The 19,070-nt window shown below is 68.9% G+C and carries 14 protein-coding genes; 6 read left to right on the top strand and 8 right to left on the bottom strand.

Features of this window, described 5'->3' with window-relative positions:
• Position 1 precedes the first annotated feature (1 nt).
• Positions 2 to 1,300: an MFS transporter gene (locus BCF44_RS17860; protein WP_116175396.1), complete on the bottom strand. Its 1,299-nt coding sequence runs from the start codon at positions 1,298 to 1,300 to the stop codon at positions 2 to 4.
• A 27-nt stretch (positions 1,301 to 1,327) separates the two neighbouring features.
• Positions 1,328 to 1,864 (bottom strand): NADPH-dependent FMN reductase, encoded by a 537-nt coding sequence (locus BCF44_RS17855; protein ID WP_116175395.1) that lies wholly within the window; start codon positions 1,862 to 1,864, stop codon positions 1,328 to 1,330.
• Positions 1,865 to 1,979: 115 nt separating this feature from the next.
• Between BCF44_RS17855 and BCF44_RS17850 the strand changes: the two genes are divergently transcribed.
• Together BCF44_RS17850 and BCF44_RS17845 are read left to right on the top strand one after the other, a co-directional pair.
• A complete protein-coding gene (locus BCF44_RS17850; RefSeq protein ID WP_116175527.1) occupies positions 1,980 to 2,345 on the top strand; it encodes a helix-turn-helix domain-containing protein in 366 nt (121 codons plus the stop codon).
• Between the two features lie 35 nt (positions 2,346 to 2,380).
• Positions 2,381 to 2,791, top strand: a complete 411-nt coding sequence (locus tag BCF44_RS17845) for a VOC family protein (protein WP_116175394.1) — start codon at positions 2,381 to 2,383, stop codon at positions 2,789 to 2,791.
• 70 nt (positions 2,792 to 2,861) lie between these two features.
• Here the strand turns inward: BCF44_RS17845 and BCF44_RS17840 are convergent, their stop codons facing one another.
• Positions 2,862 to 4,754, bottom strand: coding sequence for a right-handed parallel beta-helix repeat-containing protein (locus BCF44_RS17840; RefSeq protein ID WP_147328524.1), 1,893 nt, complete (start codon positions 4,752 to 4,754; stop codon positions 2,862 to 2,864).
• Between the two features lie 99 nt (positions 4,755 to 4,853).
• Positions 4,854 to 6,122, bottom strand: a complete 1,269-nt coding sequence (locus BCF44_RS17835) for an alginate lyase family protein (RefSeq protein WP_246015191.1) — start codon at positions 6,120 to 6,122, stop codon at positions 4,854 to 4,856.
• A gap of 259 nt (positions 6,123 to 6,381) precedes the next feature.
• Between BCF44_RS17835 and BCF44_RS17830 the strand changes: the two genes are divergently transcribed.
• Both BCF44_RS17830 and BCF44_RS17825 read left to right on the top strand, forming a co-directional pair.
• Entirely contained in the window at positions 6,382 to 9,042 is a 2,661-nt protein-coding gene (locus BCF44_RS17830; RefSeq protein ID WP_246015190.1) for a lectin, read from the top strand.
• A 170-nt stretch (positions 9,043 to 9,212) separates the two neighbouring features.
• Positions 9,213 to 11,135 (top strand): serine/threonine-protein kinase, encoded by a 1,923-nt coding sequence (locus BCF44_RS17825; RefSeq protein ID WP_246015189.1) that lies wholly within the window; start codon positions 9,213 to 9,215, stop codon positions 11,133 to 11,135.
• A gap of 112 nt (positions 11,136 to 11,247) precedes the next feature.
• On the opposite strand, the gene BCF44_RS17820 is transcribed toward BCF44_RS17825, so the two are convergent.
• Positions 11,248 to 13,041: an anthranilate synthase family protein gene (locus tag BCF44_RS17820; RefSeq protein ID WP_116175391.1), complete on the bottom strand. Its 1,794-nt coding sequence runs from the start codon at positions 13,039 to 13,041 to the stop codon at positions 11,248 to 11,250.
• A 154-nt stretch (positions 13,042 to 13,195) separates the two neighbouring features.
• Entirely contained in the window at positions 13,196 to 14,167 is a 972-nt protein-coding gene (locus tag BCF44_RS17815; RefSeq protein WP_116175390.1) for a magnesium transporter CorA family protein, read from the bottom strand.
• Positions 14,168 to 14,233: 66 nt separating this feature from the next.
• Here BCF44_RS17815 and BCF44_RS17810 point away from each other — a divergent pair, with 66 nt between their 5' ends.
• Both BCF44_RS17810 and BCF44_RS17805 read left to right on the top strand, forming a co-directional pair.
• Entirely contained in the window at positions 14,234 to 15,598 is a 1,365-nt protein-coding gene (locus tag BCF44_RS17810; protein WP_246015227.1) for a serine hydrolase domain-containing protein, read from the top strand.
• Between the two features lie 42 nt (positions 15,599 to 15,640).
• Positions 15,641 to 15,931 (top strand): zinc-ribbon domain-containing protein, encoded by a 291-nt coding sequence (locus tag BCF44_RS17805; RefSeq protein WP_246015188.1) that lies wholly within the window; start codon positions 15,641 to 15,643, stop codon positions 15,929 to 15,931.
• Positions 15,932 to 15,971: 40 nt separating this feature from the next.
• On the opposite strand, the gene BCF44_RS17800 is transcribed toward BCF44_RS17805, so the two are convergent.
• A complete protein-coding gene (locus BCF44_RS17800; protein WP_116175389.1) occupies positions 15,972 to 17,489 on the bottom strand; it encodes a hypothetical protein in 1,518 nt (505 codons plus the stop codon).
• Positions 17,490 to 17,565: 76 nt separating this feature from the next.
• Positions 17,566 to 19,044 carry a hypothetical protein gene (locus BCF44_RS17795; RefSeq protein WP_116175388.1) on the bottom strand — a complete coding sequence of 493 codons (1,479 nt, stop codon included), beginning with the start codon at positions 19,042 to 19,044 and terminating at the stop codon, positions 17,566 to 17,568.
• Between the last annotated feature and the right edge of the window lie 26 nt (positions 19,045 to 19,070).

Below are 19,070 nucleotides of genomic sequence, written 5' to 3'. Positions count from 1 at the left end.
CTCAGATGTTGACCAATTCCAGGTCACGGCCGGTGGTGCGCGGCCCGAGCAGGCCGACGTCCAGCGCGACGATGAGCATGGCAGCGGCGACGACGCCGAACAGCACGGCGGCGTTGGTGGCGTGCAACAGCGGCACGAGCACGAACGGCATCGCGGCGCTGGACAGCCGGGACAGCGAGTACGTCGCGCCGGCGGCCGTCGAGCGCAGGGCGGTCGGGAAGATCTCGGCCTGGTAGACGTGGAAGGCGTTGCTGAACACGTTGCTCACGGCGGTGTACAGGAAGCCGAAGGTCAGGATCAACGTCTCCGACGAGGAGAAGCCGAACGCCAGCCCGAGGGCGGCCATGCCGAGGCCGGACGCGATCACCAGGTGCTTGCGCTCGATCCGCTCGATGATCGGCAGCGACAGCGCCGCGCCGACCGGGTAGCCGACGAACGTGATGGCGGTGAACAGCAGCGACTGCACGATCGAATAGCCCTTGGCCGCCAGCACCTGCGGTACCAGCGTGCCGAAGCCGTAGTAGCCGAACGTCTGGAGCAGGTGGAACACCGCCATCATCAGCGTCCGCCTGCGGTACGGCGGCCGCAGCAGCGCGCCGACCGAGCTGGTGGTGTTGGGCTGCTCTTCGGCGGCCGGCTCGGGCAGATTTCCGCCGGCCTCCGCCTCGAACCGGGCGACGATCCGCTCGGCCTCCTCGTGCCGGCCGACGGACTCCAGCCACCGCGGCGACTCCGGCAGCCCGGTCCGCAGCAGGAACACGACCACCGCGCCGGCCGCGCCGATGACGAACAGCCAGCGCCACGCGTTCGGGCCGAGCGGCACCAGCCAGCTGGCCAGGAAGCCGACGGCCGGGACGCCCAGGAAAGAAAGCGTGTACGCCCAGCCCGTGTAGAGGCCGCGTTTCTTCGGCGGCAGCAGGTCCCCGAGGTACGTGTCGGACACCGCCGGCTCCGCGCCGATGCCCAGGCCGGCGAAGAACCGGCTGAGCATCAGCGTCCACGGGCCCACGCTGAACGCGCCGAGCAGCGAGAACAGCGAGTACACGCCCAGGCTGAGCAGGAACGCCCGCCGCCGGCCGATCCGGTCGGCCAGGCGGCCGAGCAGGATCGCGCCGACGAACATGCCGACGAACGTCGAGGCCAGCACGGCCGGCAGGATCGCCTTGTCCAGGTGGAAGTTCGCGACCAGGACGTTGGCCAGCGTGCCGGCCAGGAAGATCTCGTAGATGTCGAAGAAGAGGCCGAGGCCGACGGCGACCGTGGCCATCCGGTGGGAACGGGTCACCGGCAACCGGTTCATCCTTGCCGCTACGGACACACGATCAACTTAGCTGCTGGTAGCCAGCAGTGCGCGGAGCGTCTTCGCCGTACCGGTCGACTCCAGCTCGTCGGCCAGCTCCTTGGCGAGGGATTCCTGCTCGCCGTTCAACCGTGCCTCGTTCACGAACACGCCCGGACCGGGCACGATCGCGCCGAGCTCGACCAGCACCGGCCGCAGGTGCAGGTCGACGGCCAGGGCGTGCTTGTCGGAGGCGGCCACCTGGAGCGGCAGCGCGACGATGCCATTGAGGAAGCCGCCGGGGGCCTGGTCGAGCACGGCCTTGAGCAGGCCGGTGTAGGTCGCCTTGTACGTCGGGGACGCCACCACGAGCACATTCGTGGCGCTGAGCGCCTCCAGGGCCGCCTTCACGGCGGTCGCGCCGGGGGTGAAAACCTGCTGGGCCAGTTCGGCCGCGTCGACGACCGGGCCGGCCTGGACGCCGTCGACCAGGCCGTGGACGGCGTCGCGCAGCGCCAGGGCCGCGTTGAGGGTGCGGGAAGCGGGACGGGGGTTGCCGACGAGCACGCCGCTGGTGAGGGACATGCCCCGAGCATCGTCACGTCGCGGCGCCGCCCGCAACCGTTCCCATGATGTGGTGTCATTCGCCCCATGGTGTTATTTGGCTGTGAGTAGCGCCGCCGAGGACACCAACCGCCGGATGCTGCGGGCCCGGGACGCCATGGACCGCCACTACGCCGAGCCGCTGGACGTGCCGGCGCTGGCCCGGATCGCGCACGTGTCGCAGGCGCACTTCATCCGCACCTTCCGGGCCACCTTCGGCGAGACCCCGCACCGGTACCTCCAGCGGCGGCGGGTGGAGCGGGCCATGTTCCTGCTGCGGTCGTGCGACCGCAACGTCACCGAGATCTGCCTGGAGGTCGGCTTCACCAGCCTCGGCACGTTCAGCCGCACCTTCCGGGACATCGTCGGCGAGTCGCCGTCGGCGTACCGGGCCCGGGGACCGTTGGCCGCAGTGCCGACCTGCTTCGCCATGTCGTGGATGAGACCCAGCAGTTTTGGATAAGCGCGGCGCCGGGTGGCGGCACTAGCGTTCGGGACATGTTCAACGCCCTCAAGATTTCCCAGATCTTCGTGCTCGACCAGGACGAGGCGCTCGACTTCTACGTCGGCAAGCTCGGCCTGGAGGTCAACACCGACGCCGACCTCGGCTTCATGCGGTGGCTGACGATCAACGTCCCCGGCGAGCCGGACCGGGAGATCCTGCTGGAGCGGCCCGGCGCGCCCCGGATGGACGAGGCGACCGCCGCGCAGGTCCGGGAGCTGCTCACCAAGGGCGCGATGGCCGGCACCCTGTTCTTCACCACCGACGACTGCCAGAAGACGTACGAGACGCTGCTGGCCAAGGGCGTGGAGTTCACCGACCAGCCCACCAAGCGCGACTACGGCATCGACTGCGGCCTGCGCGACCCCTTCGGCAACGCCATCCGCTTCAGCCAGCCGCTGAGCTGAGCCCTGATGCAGGGAAGGACGCCTTACCCGCATTGAGCGAGGGTAAGGCGTCCTTCCCTGCATTGGAGGATCAGGCCGCGGGCTTCCACTTCAGGATGCCGGCGTAGGACTTCTCGATGCCGGCATTGGCCACGATGCTCGCCGGCACGCCGCTCGCGTCGGTGATCGCGTGGTTGTTCTTCAGCACGACCTTCTTGGAGTTCGAGTCGCCGGACCCGTTCTGCCAGTAGTTGCCCTCGATGTCCAGCGGGTCGTAGTTGCCGTCGTTGGCGGTGTAGTCGGTGTGCCGGCTGCCCCACGCGTTGGCCGCGCCGGTGCTGTACACGCCGTTGCCGGTGATGGTGATGTAGCTGGCCCCGTTGTCGGTGTAGATCACGTGGCCCTTGCCGGTCTGGTCGTGGAACAGGTTGCCGGTGATGTGCTCCCCGTTCGCCAGCGACGACCCGGTGATGCCGTTGGTGTAGATGGCCGCGCCGTCGTTGAGCAGCTGCATGTGGTCGAAGATCAGGTTGTTGGACAGCGTGTTGCCGTTGGAGTAGTTGGGCTGCGCCGGCAGCTTGACCTTGTCCGGCCAACCGCCCCAGCCGATCGAGATGCCGGTGTAGGGCACGTGGTCGATCTGGTTGTGCGACACGGTGGCCTTCTCGACGTACCCGATGTCGATGCCGATGCCGCCGACGAACTCCGAGGCCACGTTGTACACGTGGTTGTCGACGATCTGGTCGCCGCTGGTGCGCTGCGCGGCGGTCGGCGTGACGACGTCGACGCCGCCCAGCGCCAGGCCGTTGCCGGAGATGTCGGTGAACACGCTGCCCTTGACCAGGTCGTTCTGCGAGCCGGTGCCGAGGTCGAGGCCGGTGCCGCCGAGGTGCGTGAACGAGTCGCCGGTGAACTGCACGTTCTGGTCGCCGGTGAACGTCACCGCCGCGCCCTGCTTGGTCCACGCCCCGTACGGGCAGGTGCCGCCGGACACGAACTTGCACAGGCCCTGCTGGTCCCAGCCGTGCGGGCCGGTCAGCGTGTAGTTGGCCTGGATCTCGGAGAAGCCCTCGGACGTGTTGGGCTGCAACCAGGTCGCGTAGGAGAACTGGATCCCGTCGAAGACCACGTTGTGCACGCCGTTGCCGGTCACCAGGTGCTCCAGCTTGGGCACGGTCACCGTTGCGGTGGCGAGGTTCTCGCCGCTGCGCGGGATGTAGTACACGGTGTGCTTGCTGTTGTCGAGGTACCACTCGCCGGGGGTGTCGAGCAGCTCGTAGGCGTTCTCGACCAGCGTCGGCGACTCGGTGATCGCCTGCCGGCCGACGAGTTCGTACGTGCGGCCGGAACCGTCGGTGCGCATCACGCGCTTCTCCGAGTTGTTCCAGCACGGCTGGGCCATGGTGATGGTCGTGCCGGACATGGAGCCGATCGGGCAGCGCGGCTCGGTCCAGGCGCCGAGTCCGCCGCGATACACGAACTCGATGTCACTCGGGTTGCGCCATCCGGCCATTGTGGACGCCGACGCGGTGTAGCCGGTGGCCGTCCGGGTCAGCGTGACGGGCAGTTTCCCGCTCGCCCGCTGGGCCCGGACGCCGTTCACGTACAGCTGTCGGGTGTCCAGAGTGGACGGAGCCGGCGCCGACCAGATGTTCTTGCCGGCGTCCGACTTCGTCCATCCGCTGATCGAAATGCCGCCACTGAGCACCGGATGGGCGCCGGCCGCGGCGGTCCACACCACGTTGTGCCCGCCGGTCCCGCTGTCGCCTGAATCCAGCGACAGCGTGGACGGCAGCGGGTACACGCCGTCGGCGAGGCTCACCGTGACGTCCCCGGTCTGCCCGGCGACGAGGCCCCGCACGACCTGCTGGGCCTTGCCCACGGTCTGCAACGGCGCCGATGCGCTGGTGCCGGGGTTGGCGTCCGATCCGGTAGGCGAGACGTAGACCGTGGTCGACGTCGCCGCGTGCACTGCTCCTGCCATTCCCACCGTGACCAAACCGATGGTGATTTGCGCAGCGAGCAGCACGCCACTACTTAGTGGCTTCATTCGAGAACTCCCGTCAGGGTTGGGGGTCCCTCCCTACTTGAGGGGCGGGTCGAGGGAGGTCACTCCGGGCCGCACGGGCCACATGTCGCCGAGCGCGGGCACCGGCGTCTTCGCGATCGCCGCGCCGGCCGCCTTGTCGCCGGCCTGGTCGGCCGCGGCGTGGAAGATGTCCACGGCGATCGACTGGTCGAACACGTTGATCTGCTGGTACGGCCACACGCTCTGGCCCTGCTCCGCGGCCGGGATCAGGAAGTCGACGGCCTTGAGGATGCTGCCGCCGCTCGGGCTGGTGTAGTGCCAGAGGTCGACGCCCACGTTCTTGCCGATCTCGGCCAGCCGGCCCAGCGCCACCAGGTTGAAGTTCGAGTAGTGCCACGACATCGTGCGCGACAGCTCCAGCGGCTGGCTGCCGTCCGGCTTGATCTGCTTGTCGATCCGGTTCAGCTTGACCGACTCGACGATGCTCTTGGCCAGCGCGGTCTGTCCGGTGTAGAGCGCCATGGCGGCGTTCTGCTGGTCGATGAAGCTGCCGTGGTTGTTGGTGGCGGCCAGCTCCAGCTTGGCCTGCGGGCTGGTCTGCATCCAGGTCAGGAACTTGGTGAACCAGGCCTTGGCGGCGCTGGTGTCCTTGCCGGTCCAGCCGGGCGCGCCGGAGTCCAGCACGGCCAGCGCGTCCAGCACCTGGGTCAGGCTCTGCGACGAGTCGATGATCCCGGTGCCGGAGACCTTGGTGCTGCACGGGATGATCTGCGCGAAGTTGAGGTCGGGGTTCATCGCCGTGGCCGGGTTGAGGAACCACGTGCGGATGTCCAGCTCGGCCCGCTGCGCGTACTTGACGTCGCCGGAGTAGTACCAGGCCAGCGTCAGGTCGCGGATCGCGTCCCAGGCCACCATGCGCTCGGTGTGGTCGGTGATCGCGTCGGCCTCGGGGTTGCGCTGGCCGTCCTTGTTGATGTACGGGCAGCCCTGCGGGTTGGCGGCGGTCTTGGGCTGCGAGGCCCACCAGTACGGGGCCTGGCTCATGTAGTCGTGCTTGTCGCCACTGGGCGGGGTCTGCGGCTTGTCCGTCACCGACCACGGACCGGCCTTCAGGTCGGCGTCGGCGGTCTTGAGCAGCAGGTTGTACGCGGTGCGGGTCGCCTTGGGAGCGGTGCCGGTCGCGAGTTGGAACTTGGTCTTCGCCAGCGCCTGGCCGTCCATCACGACGGTGTGCGGCGCCTTCGCCGCATCGCCGTCGTGGCACAGCGGGGCCAGCACCAGCCCCACCGTTGTCACCAGCGCCGAACCGAGCCGTCCGATCACCTATGCACGTCCTCACGAGGAACGAGCCGCACTCGTGTGAGGACGAGCGCGGCGTGGCGGTGGCGCGCGGCAAGGAAGTTCTACGCGGGAAAACGGTTTCGGTCAACAGTCCTCCGATGAATCCGCTTCGTCCCTGCGCCCTTCGGGCGACGTGACCGTTGCCGTTCATCGGCCGCTCGGCGGTGCGCGCGCCGTTTCGGGACGCCGATGTTAATAGTGGCGAACATGACAACGATGTCATCGCGAAAGGGTGAACTTGATGTCGTTTCCCCGCACGCTGGCGTTGGCCGCGCTGGCGACCCTGCTGCTACCCGCCGTACCGGCTATGGCGGTCACGCCGTCGCTGGTGACCGATCCCGCATCCCTCGTCAACACGTTCATCGGCACGAGCAACGCCGCCGACGACTTCCCCGGCGCCGACGTGCCGTTCGGCATGGTCCAGTGGAGCCCCGACACGCCGAGCCGCCCCGACGGCGGCGGCTACGAGTACAACGACTCGTCCATCACCGGATTCAGCCTCACGCACATCGCCGGCCCCGGCTGCGGGGCCATGGGCGACGTGCCGTTCCTGCCCACCACCGGCGCGATCAACGGCTCCGCGACCGCCGCCTTCACACACGCCAACGAGCAGGCCGACGCCGGCTACTACAAGGTCAAACTCAACTCCGGCATCACCACGGAGCTGACCACGACCACCAGATCCGGCATGGGCCGGTTCACCTTCCCCGCCACCAAGCAGGCCAATCTGCTGATCAAGCTCGCCGGCAGCCAGAACGCCGTCAGCAACACCACGGTGACCGCGGTCAGCAACACCGAGATCACCGGCTCGGTGACCACCGGCCACTTCTGCGGCGCCAGTGCGACGTACACGGTGTACTTCGCCGCCAAGTTCGACCAGCCCTTCACCACCAGCGGCACGTTCAGCGCCCTCGACTCGGGCCCGGTGCCCAACTCGACCCGGCCGGGCGCGCCGGCCCGGCCGCAGACCGTCACCCCGCAGCTGACCGGGCCCAACGGCGAGTACCTGACCTTCGACACCACCGCCAACCAGGTCGTGCAGGCCAAGGTCGGCGTCTCGTACGTGTCGACGGCCAACGCCCAGAACAACCGGGACACCGAGAACGCCCAGTGGGACTTCGACGCGGTGCACCAGGCGGCGCACTCGGCGTGGAACAGCATGTTGGGCCGGATCGCGATCGCCGGCGGCACGGCGACCCAGCAGCAGACGTTCTATTCGGCGCTCTACCACTCGCTGCTGCACCCGAATGTGTTCTCCGACGCCAACGGGCAGTACATCGGCTTCGACAACAAGGTGCACGCCGTCGCCGCCGGGCACGCCCAGTACGCCAATTTCTCCGGCTGGGACATATATCGCTCGCAGGCCCAGTTGTCGGCGCTGGTGGCGCCGGACAAGGCAAGTGACATCGCCCAGTCGATGGTCAACGACTACGCGCAGAGCGGCATGCTACCGAAGTGGGCGTTGAACAACGGCGAGACGTACGTGATGGTCGGCGACCCGGGAACCTCCATTCTCGCTGACTACTACGCCTTCGGTGCACGCAATTTCGACACCTCGGCGGCGCTGACCGCGATGGTGCACGAGGCGTCGGTGCAGAACAACATCCGCCCAGGTCAGAACTATCTGACGACCCCTGGCTACCTGCCGACCGATGGCCAGTGGAACTGCTGCAACTTCTACGGACCGGTGTCGACGCAGCTGGAGTACGACACCGCCGACTTCGCGCTGTCGGCATATGCCGGCGCGCTCGGTGACACGGCGAATCAGACCAAGTTCGCCAACCGTGCGCAGCAGTGGGTCAACCTGTTCAACACGTCCAGCAAGTTCATGCAGCCTCGGCAGGCCGACGGCTCGTGGACCGGCGGATTCAGCGCGACCAGCGGATCGAACTTCGTCGAGGGCACCTCATGGCAGTACACCGGAATGGTGCCGTTCAACATTCACGGCCTGGCGACCGCATTCGGCGGAAACGCGGCCTACGTCTCGTACCTGAACAGCGTGTTGTCGGGTTTCAACGGGGCCGGCGGCAGCAAGGCCGACCTCGGCAACGAGCCCAGCATCGAGCTGCCGTGGGAGTACGACTACGTGGGGCAGCCGTACCGGGCGCAACAGGTGATCCGGCAGGTCCAGGACCAGATCTGGACCGACAAGCCGAACGGGCTCGCCGGCAACGACGACCTCGGCACCATGAGCGCCTGGTACGTGTGGTCGGCGCTGGGCATGTTCCCCGAGACGCCCGGCACCGCCGACCTGGCGCTGGGCAGCCCGATGTTCACGCAGTCGGTGATCACGCTGCCCGGCGGCAACACGCTGACCGTCAACGCGCCGCAGGCCGCCGACAACGCGCCGTACGTGCAGTCGTTGTCGCTCAATGGATCCACGTGGAACAACGCATTTCTCGCGCCGTCAATCGTCAACACCGGTGGGACGCTTGACTACGTGCTCGGCACCACCGCCAACACCTCGTGGGCCGCGTCCTCCGCGCCGCCGTCGTATCCCGGCACGGGGGCTCCGTACGTGACGAGCGGGCCCATCACCTCGGCGCTGGCGGGCAAGTGCGCCGACGACAACCACAGCGGGCTCGGCAACAACACGGCGATCCAGCTGTGGGACTGCAACGGCAGCAACGCCCAGAAGTGGGCGGTGCCCGGCGACGGCACCCTCCAGGTGATGGGCAAGTGCCTGGACGTCACCAACTCCGGCACCGCCAACGGCGTCAAGGTGCAGCTCTACGACTGCAACGGCACCGGCGCGCAGCAGTGGCAGGTACACGGCACCGGGCTGCTGAACCCGCAGTCCGGCCGCTGCCTCGACGACCCCGGCAGCACCCTCACCAACGGCACCCAGCTCCAGATCTACGACTGCAACAACACCAACGCCCAGACCTGGACCATCCCCTGACCCCCTGAACCCCGGCGAGTCGCGCTCCCAGGCAGGGCGAATGTAAGTCTCAGGTAGAGGCTGAGGCCGGGCCGTTTGCGCAAACGGCCCGGCCTCAGCGCAGAGCACACAGCGGCATGTCGGGTGCGCTGTCCGGGCTACTACTCTCCGCTCGGCGATACAGTGACGGGGTGGACGGTGTCGGCGCGCTGGTGAACGGCCTGCTGTCTGGACTGCACAGCGCGTTCGGACTGCGGGTCTGCAATGGCGACTGGCTGCTGACGACGATTCTCGCCGGCGGCTTCTTCGCGCTGGCCCCGATCGCCGCGGCGATGCTCGTGGCGATGATTCGCAAGGTCAGCGGCAACAATTACAACCCGGTCATGGTGATCCTGTTCACCGGCATCGGGGTGGTCGGCAACCTGCTGCTGCCGCTCTCGGCGTTCTCGGGGGCGACCGACGCGCTGCGGCAGCTGGCCGCGGACGGCTTCGGCGCGGGCCGCAGCCTCCAGGAGAAATTCTGCTACGTCCTGAACACCCAGGACGAGCTGCTGGCCGGCTCGCCGCGGGCGGGGCTGGCGATCACCAGCGGCTACGAGGCCGCGCCGGTGCGCTGGCTGTCCATCGCGGCACTGGTCGTGGTGCCGGCGTTCATCCTGTTCTGGATCACCAAGCAGGCCAAGAACGCGTTCCGCGGCGGGGCCCGCTGGCCGGCGCGGCTGTACTACGCGCCGTTCGTGCTGCTGGTTTTCTTCACCCTCGACCTGCCGGTCGGCGTGGTCGGGCTGCTCTGGCTGGGCTTCTTACCCGTGAGTGCGGTCGGCGTGCTGGCGGTGAAGCTGCTCGGCACCCCCAGCGACGCCGTGCTGCACAAGGAGCCGGCGACCGCCGAGCCGGGGGCGAAGGCGATGGGGGAACAGCGGCCGATGCCGCCGTCGCAGCCGAAGCCCCTGCCGCAGACCAAGCCGCAGACGCCCGCGCCGTCGGCGCAGATGGCGTCCCAGCAGGCGCCGATGCCCCGGCAGAACCCGCCGACGAAGATGTACAGCCAGGCCCAGCCGCAACCGCAGGCGCCGCGGACGCAGGTCCAGCCGCCGCCGGTGCGGCCCCAACCCCGGCCGCTGCCGCCGCCCACCCGCGTGCAGCCGGCGGCCCCGTCGCAGGCCGGCCTGGCGATGACGCCCGGTCCGCTGCCGTGGGCCACGCCGCCCGCGCCGGATCCGGACAAGACCGTCTACAACCCGCTGGACGCGCCGACCAAGTTCGACAGCACCGGCGACTCGTTCGGCGGCCGGTTCCGCCGCATCCGCCAGCTCGGCGCCGGCGGCTTCGGCAAGGTGTGGCTGGCCATGGACGCCAACCTGAACCGGCAGGTCGCGATCAAGATCGCGCACACCTCCGACGCAGACACCCAGGAGCGCATGTACCGGGAGGCCCGCGCGCTGGCCGCGGTCCGGCACGAGAACTGCGTGCACGTCTACGACATCCTCGAGGAGGAAGACGGCATCGCCATCGTCATGGAGTACGTCGAGGGGCTGTCGCTGGCGCAGGCGATGCAGCGCAACGGCCTGCTCGACGACGTGTCGGCGGCGCGGCTGTGGTCGACCCTGGCCGGGGCCCTGAACGCGGCGCACGAGAAGTCGGTGCTGCATCGGGACCTCAAGCCGTCGAACGTGATCATCGACAACGATGGCATCCCGCATCTGATCGACTTCGGCCTGGCCCGGCGGCGGGGGGACAGCACGCTGACCGCCACCGGCATGATGATGGGCACCCCGGACTACCTGGCACCCGAGGTCGCCCGTGGCGACTCCGCCAGCCCCGCGTCCGACGCCTGGCAGCTCGCCGCGACCGTCAGCTACGCGCTCACCGGCAGCCCGCCGCGCGGCACCCGTGAGAACCCCATGGCCGCGCTGCTGGCCGGCGCCAACGCCGAGCCCAACACCAAGCTGCCGGAGCGGTCCGTGCACCGGCGGCTGCTCATGGCGTCCCTGGACAAGGAGCCCGGGCACCGGCCCACCCTGGGCCGGGTGCAGCAGCAGCTGGACGGCTGGCTGTCCAACACCGGCGTCTCCCAGAAGGGCCCCGTCACCGCCTTCACCCGCCGCATCTGAACCCCGGCGAGTCTGCCCAAATAGATCAACACTGCGGAGCACACCGAATGTAGGTCTCGGGCATGTGCCTGAAACCGACATTCGGTGTGTCTGAGAGCGCGACTCGCGGGGGTCAGAGGAGGTGGGTGAGGAGGGTGGCCAGGATTGTGGTGCCGTGTTCGGTGAGGATCGACTCGGGGTGGAACTGGGTGGAGGCGAAGCCGGGGGCGCGCAGGGCGTGGATCTCGCCGGTGGCGGGGTCGGCGCTGATCTCGACGCCGGGCACGGTTCCGGTGGCGACGAAGGTGCTGTAGAAGCCGACGCGTTCCGGCTGGCCGAACAGCGAGATGGAGCGCTGCATGCCCTGGTACGGCTGGGTTTTGCGGATCAGCTCCAGCCCCAGCAGCGACGACAGCACCTGGTGGCCGAGGCAGATGGCCAGCAGGGGAATGCCCGACTCCAGGACCTCGCGGACGATCCGGCGCAGGGCGGCGATCTTGGGGTCGGTGTGCTCACGGGGATCGCCCGGGCCGGGGCCGGCGATGACCAGGTCGTAGCCGGCGATCGCCGGCGCGGAGTCGTGGGCGACGATCGTGACCTCCAGGCCCAGCGTCTGTAGCACGTGGTCGAGCATGGCGGTGAAGGTGTCCTCGCCGTCGACGACCAGGGCGCGTTTGCCGCTGAACGGCCCGGAAACGGAGTCGTCGCGGGTGTCGAGCCAGAACCGGGCGAGGCGGTCGTTGCGGGCGGCCAGGGCGTCCAACACCTGGACGTCCTGGGCGAACGAGGCGACAGAAGTGTCCGGTGTGGACTTTCCGTGCAGCGCGGAGAGGATGCCGGCGGCCTTGGCGTAGGTCTCGGCGATCTCGTTCTCCGGCACGGAATCGCGGACGAGCGTGGCGCCCACGGAGACCCGAAGCTCGCCGGCGGGGGAGATCTCGGCGGTGCGGATCAGGATCGGTGCGTCCAAAGAGGATCCGTGCGGGCCGATGAGGGCGATCACGCCGGCGTAGTATCCACGGCCGCGCTGCTCGTAGCGGGCGATCACCCGGCAGGCGTTCTCCAGCGGGCTGCCGGTGACCGTGGGTGCGAACATGGTCTCCCGCAGCACGTCCCGAACGTCCAAAGTGGTCTTTCCGGCGAGCAGGTACTCGGTGTGGGTGAGCCGGGACATCTCCTTGAGATACGGCCCGAGCACCCGGCCGCCCCGGTTGCCGACGCGGGCCATCATCTTCAGCTCCTCGTCGACGACCATGTACAGCTCGTCGGTCTCCTTGCTGTCGGCGAGAAACGCCAGCAGCTCGGCCCGGTCGGGGCGGCCGTCGGGATGCCGATACGTGCCGCTGATCGGGTTCATCATGGCCACGCCGTCCTCGACGGACACGTGCCGCTCGGGTGTGGCGCCGACGAACGTCCGGGACCCGGTGTGCACGATGAACGTCCAGTACGCCCCGCGCTCGGCGAGCAGCAGCCGGCGGAACACGGCGAGCGCGGTGGCGATGCTGTAGTCGGGAATCGCTGCGGTGTAGGTCCTCTTGACGACGAAGTTCGCCCCGGCGCCCTGGCCGATCTCCTCGGCGAGCACCTTGCGCACGATCTCGCCGTAGCTGGCGTCGTCCACGTCGAAGCCGGCGTCGGCCAGCTCGAACGGCACGTCGCCGACGCGCGCCAGAACCTCGTCCAAGGTACAGGTTTCGCGATCGGTCACGCGCAGGGCCAGTAGCGGCGCGCCGTCGTCCACGCATTCGAAGCCGCGCTCGGAGATCTGTCGGTATGGCACGATCGCCAGAACTTCATTGTCGGACAAGGGAATGTCAGCGAGTCCGGCCACCTCGACGACGTCGCCGACGAGCACGTCGACGACGTCGGGCGAACGGCGGAGCAGCGCGAACGGTGTGTCGGCGGCGAGGATCCGGTCCAGCAGCACGGGTGAGGTCCTTCCGAGAAGGGCCGTCACAACCGCAGCGGGCAAACGAAAAGGCCGCCTCGGATGAGACGGCCGCGGGGTGCGCGTGGGAGTGGGCCGCCTACCAGGCGGGCCACCAGTTCATGTTCCGACGCGCGATCACGACCCCACCGTACTACAGCCAGTCCCGCCGGCGGAAGAACCACCACAGGCCGACCGAGGCCACGACGATCACCGCGCTCGACAGCCAGAAGCCCCACTCGGTGTTGATGCCCGGGTAGGTCACGTTCTGGCCGTAGAAACCGGTGATCAGCGTCGGCACCGCGATGATCGCGGCCCAGCTGGTGACCTGCTTCATGATCAGGTTCAGCTGGTTGCCCTGCACCGTCAGCTCGGTCTCGCGCAGCGTCGCCACGAGTTCCCGCAGCGACTCGATCCGGCCGGCGGTCTTGAGCACGTGGTCCTGCACGTCCCCGAAGTACGGCTTCATCGTGCGGTCCACCAGGTGCGAGCCGTGCCGTAGCACGCCCTCCAGCACTTCGCGCATCGGCCCGGCGACCTTGCGCAGCCCCATCAGGCTGCGCCGCAGCTGGTAGGACCGGCGCTGAAGCGGCCGCAGGTCCACGTCGTCCTCGAAAAGCGCCTCCTCCATCTGCTCGATCCGCTCGTCCAGCAGCTGCACGGAGTCGATGTGGCTGTCCACGATGAAGTCCAGCACCCCGTGCAGCAGGAAGCCGACGCCGCTCTTGGCCAGGTCGGCGTTGGTGTCCCAGCGGGCCAGCACCTTGCCGATGTCGAAGCCGTCGTCCTTGCGCACCGTGACCAGCGTCGTCGGCGTGATGAACACGGAGATCTCGCTGGTGCGCAGCCTCTCCGTGTCGGGATCCACAGTTGCCAGGTATGCGGCCAGGAACAGGTGTGACTCGTAGTGGTCCAGCTTGGGGCGCTGGTGCTCGTGCACCGCGTCCTCGACGGCCAGCCGGTGCAGGCCCAGTTCCTCACTGATGGTGCGCAGGTCGGATTCGTCCGGTTCGCACATGTCCAGCCACATCGCCACCCCGGGTTCCTCGAGGTGGTCGGAGATGTCCGCCGGGTTGAAGTCCTCGGCGGCCAGGACGCCGTTACGGTAGAGCCGGGTGCGAGCCATGGCCGCCAGGCTAACCGCTCGCCCGCTGCCACGAGTGTTGATGGACGGGAAGGATCCGGCGTGCCCATCGAACCCCTGCTGCCGACCACCGAGCGCGCCCTGTTGCAGCGTCTCGCCAGCGAGCAGGCCGCCAAGCGCGTGCCCTCGCTCGTCGCCGCCGTCGTGCGGGACGGCCGCATCGCGTGGAGCGGCGGCCGCGGCCGGGTCGCCGGCGAGGTGCCCGGCGTCGACACCCAGTACCGGATCGGCTCCATCACCAAGACCTTCGTCGCCGTGCTGGTGATGCGGCTGCGCGACGAGGGCAAGGTCGCGCTGAACGCGCCGTACGGCAAATACGTGCCCGGCACCGCCTTTGGCGACGTGACGGTGGCTCAGCTGCTCGCGCACGCCGCCGGCCTCACGGCCGAGTCGCCGGGCCAGTGGTGGGAGCGCACGCCCGGCGTCGAGTGGACGGAGCTGTCCGAGCGGGTCACCGAGGCCGAGCTCAAGCACCGCCCCGGCCGGCAGTTCCACTACACCAACCTCGGCTACGGCGCGCTGGGCGAGCTGGTGGCCCGGCTGCGCGGCGTCAGCTGGCTGGACGCGCTCAACGCCGAGATCCTGCAACCGCTCGGTATGACACGCACCACACCGATGCCGGAGAAGCCGCACGCCGACGGCTTCGCCGTGCACCCCTGGGCCGACGTGCTGCTGCCGGAGCCCGCACACGACGCCGTGGCGATGGCCCCGGCCGGCCAGCTGTGGTCGACGTTGAACGACCTGTCGCGCTGGGCCCGCTTCCTCGGCGGCGACACGGATGCGGTGCTGCACCCCGACACCGTGGCCGAGATGCGCGAGCCGGCCGTCGTCGAGGACGCCGAGCAGTGGACCAGCGGGCACGGCCTGGGCCTCCAGCTGGCCCGCAACCGCGGTCGCAAGCTCGCCGGGCACACCGGCTCCATGCCGGGCTTCCTGGCCACGGTGTGGACGCACGCCGAGAGCGGCACCGCCGGCATCGCCATGGCCAACACCACCACCGGCGCGGACATCCCGGGCCTGTGCACCGACCTGATCGACATCGTCGGCACGCTGGAGCCGCAGCTGCCGGCCGAGTGGGCGCCGCTGACCGAGGTCGACCCGGAGCTGCTGGCCCTGACCGGCACCTGGTACTGGGGTCCCGCCGGCCGGTCGCTGCGGCTGCTGCGGGACGGCTGGATCAGCCTGACGCCGATCGCCGGCGGCGGGCGCGCGTCGCGGTTCCGGCCGGTCGGGCGGGAGACGTGGATCGGGCTCGACGGGTACTACGCGGGCGAGACGCTGCGGGTGGTGCGCCGCCCGGACGGCTCGCTCAGCCACCTGGACCTGGCCACCTTCATCTTCACGCGGGAGCCGTACGACCCGTCCGCCGAGATTCCCGGCGGAGTGGACCCGGACGGGTGGCAAGGCCGGTAGGCTGCGTCACTCGTGTCGTGTCCGATCTAGGGGTGGAGAAACGTGTTCCTGCTGATCTGGGGTACCCGCAGATACGTGCAGCAGCTGCTGATGACCATGTTGGTGTGCAACAACTGCCACAATCCGGCGGCGCACGCGCTGCGCAAGTTCACCACCAAGTTCACGCTGTTCTTCATCCCGCTGTTCCCGATCAGCACCCGACACACGTTGCAGTGCACGTACTGCGGCTTCGTGGGTGAGCTGACCAAGGAGCAGGCGGAGGCGCTGGTGGCGCAGAACGTGGCCGCCGCGCAGCAGCAGACCCCGCAGCAGCTCCCGCAGAACCAGGGCTGATGTCAGGAAGGGCCCCTTGAGGAAGGGGCCCTTCCGCGCGTCAGGGCACGTACTTGGCGATGATCTTGGTCATCACCTGGTCCAGGTCGTGCAGCTTGGAGATGTCCGGCTTGGCGTCCTGGGCGGCGCCCCGGGCCGGGTAGGCGTGAGCCTGGCCGGCGATCATGCCGGGCCTGGTGATGTCGTTGTACGGCGACACATAGACGTCGTACTCGTCGTAGGCCGGCTCGCCGGGCCTGGCGTTCGCGACGGTGCCGGTGAATTCCTTGGCCTGCTTGCCGGACACGGGATTCGTCGTCTGGTCGCCGTACAGGTCGGTTTGCACGCCGTAGCGGGCGGGCGTGTTGGCGGTGGACACGTCGATGATGATCATCATCGAGTGCGTCGGCTCGACGAAGATGCAGTGCTGGCCCCACACCACGGGCTTGAAGGAGTCGCCGTACACCGCTTTGACGGCGTCCACCGCGACGGCGCAGCCGATCGCCGGCGAGTCCTCGGCGGCGGGGAACCAGTCCTGGAACGAGGACGGCAGCGTGAACGGCTGGTAGGGCACGCAAGTGCTGTCGGCGTCATGGAAGTCCAAGCACGCGCCGACCTCGGCACTGTCGGGGTCGTTCGCGCCGTAGAGGAGCGGCCGTTGCGGGTTCTCGCTGGACGGCGAGGGACCGGCCAGCGCCTTCTGCACCTTTGCGGCCAGCGCGGTCGCCGCGTCGCAGTCCTTCAGACTCACCTGGGCCACCACGGTGTTGTGATCCGAGTCCGAACCGGACGGACCGACAGCCCATCGCACGTAGCACGAACTCCCGGAGCCGTCGACATCCGCCGTCTTGTCGCCGACCTGCTGCGGTTTGACCCCGTGGCCGGCCAGCGGATCCGTGCCGTACTCCAGTTGGACCGCGGCGTTGTCGGAGGTGCCCTCCTGGTTGACCAGACAGGAGTCGAACTTCGACTTGCCGGTGCCCAGCTCCAGCTTGGCCTTGTCGGGAAGCTGGCCGACCGCCTTGGCGAGCAGCGAGCAGCCGTCCCAATTGGCCAGCGGCCGGGACGCGGGCAGGGTGACCGCGCCCGGGTTGCCCAGCTTCGACACCACGGTCGCGGTCGCCGTCTTGGCCAGGTCGCAGGCATTGCCGGCATTGTCGCCGAGCTGCGCGTCCACCTTCACCGAGAACTGGAAGCTGACCGGGATGTCCACCCAGCATCGCCGGGTGTAGCCGGTTTCGCCGAGGTCCTGGATGTACGCCTTGGAGCCGCCGACGGTCATCGGCGTCTCGGCGTAGTGGCCGCCGAACGGGAAGTCCATGCCGGCGCTCACGTCGATCTTGTCATTGCCCTGCTTGAACTCGCACGAGTGCGGCGCAAGCGGCACCGCCTGGCCGGTCATCAGCGCGCACGTGTCGAGCTTGCGCATCGCGGCCAGCACCGCGTCACCGTTGCGGTCCGCCGGACGCTGCACACCCTGCTGGGCGCCCAGTGCCGGTTCCGCCTGGCCGGCGACGCCGGCACACCCTCCCAGTGCCAACACCGCCACCACGGCGGCAATCCCCCTGATCAAAGCCATGGGGCGGACCCTAGCAGCGGTGTCGTCCTATGTGGCCGGTTCGGGAAATCACGCACCGGATGGGGCGATGACGCGCTCACGGCACGTACTTGGCGATGATCTTGGCCATCACCCGGTCGAGGTCGTGCAGCCGGGAGACGTCCATCGGCTTCGTGACGTCGCCGCCGCGCGGCACGGTGGCCTCGGCCTGGCCGGTGATCATGCCGTCCTTGGCGAGGTCGTTGAACGGCGAGACGTACACGTCGTATTCGTGGTAGGTCGGCGCGGCGGGCTTCGCGGCCTTGAAGCTGTCGGTGAACGTCTTGGCCTGCTTGCCGGACACCGTGGTCGTCTGCACGTTGGCGTACAGGTCGGGCCGGTTCCCGTAGTCGCCCGGCCGGAACTGCTTCGACACGTCGATGCGGAGCAGCACCGCGTGCGTCGGCTCCACGTAGTAGCAGAAGTCGCCCTGTAGCACGGGTTTGAACGCGTCGCCGTACACCTCGCGCACGGCATCCACGGAAATGGCGCAGCTGATGGACTTCTGGTCGGAGCCGGCGAACCAGTCCGCGAACGACGAGGGCAGCGTGATCGGCTGGTACGGCTCGCAGTCCACGTCGCCATGCTGGAAGTCCACGCACGCGCCGGCGGCGGCGCTGTCCGGATCGTTCGTCCCGTACAGCAAGGGCCGCTGCGGCTTGTCGTTCGACGGCGGCGGACCAGCCAGCACCTGCTGGGCCTTCACGGCCAACGCGACCGCCGCGTCGCAAGTCCTTCCTCGCACGTCGATCTCGACAGTGTCGTGCTCCTGGTCCGAGCCCGACGGCCCGGCACCCCACAGCACCGTGCAGGCGCCGCCGCCAGTGGAAATGGCGGCGGTCTTGTCGCCGACCTGGCGGCGAGTCGGGATATTGCCGGACAACGGATCCGTGGCGTACGTGATGTCGATCGTGCCGTCCTGCGCGGGGGACTCCCCGACCCCGCAGGTGTCGAACCGCGAATCGACAAGGTCGTGGCGCAGCTTGGTTTTGGCGTCGAATCCGCCGAGTGCCTTCTCCAGCAGCGTGCAGCCGTCCCAGTTGGCGAACGGCCGGGACGCCGGCACCGCCACGGCGTCGGGGTTGCCGAGCTTGGCGATCGCGGTCGCGGCGGCCGCCCTGAGCTTGTCACAGTTCTTGTCCGACGCGCCGGTCCTGAGGTAGACCGCCCACTTGAAGCTCACCGGGATGTCCATCTGGCAACCGGCCTCGCCGCTGTCCCAGTACGCCTTCGTGCCGCCGATCGTGGTCGGGTTCATCCCCCACCGGCGGCCGAAGTCCGAGTCCATGCCGACAGCCGCCATGACTCCGCCGGCGCTGCACGCGTGCGGACCGACCGGCACCGGCGGGCCGCCGGCCAGCAACGCGCACGCGTCGAGTTTCCGCAGGCCGGCGAGCACGGCGTTCTCGTCGCGGTCGGTCGGGTGCGCGACCTTCGGCTGCGCCCCGAGTTGTGGTTGCGCCTGGCCGGCTATGCCGGCGCACCCGCCCACCAACATCATCGCCGCCACGGCGGCGACCCCCCTGATCCAAGCCATGGCCCGGACCCTAGCAGCGGCGTCGT

The organism is Kutzneria buriramensis (genome assembly GCF_003387475.1).
GTDB classification, from domain to species: domain Bacteria; phylum Actinomycetota; class Actinomycetes; order Mycobacteriales; family Pseudonocardiaceae; genus Kutzneria; species Kutzneria buriramensis.
This window is presented reverse-complemented; position numbering and strand designations above follow the sequence as displayed.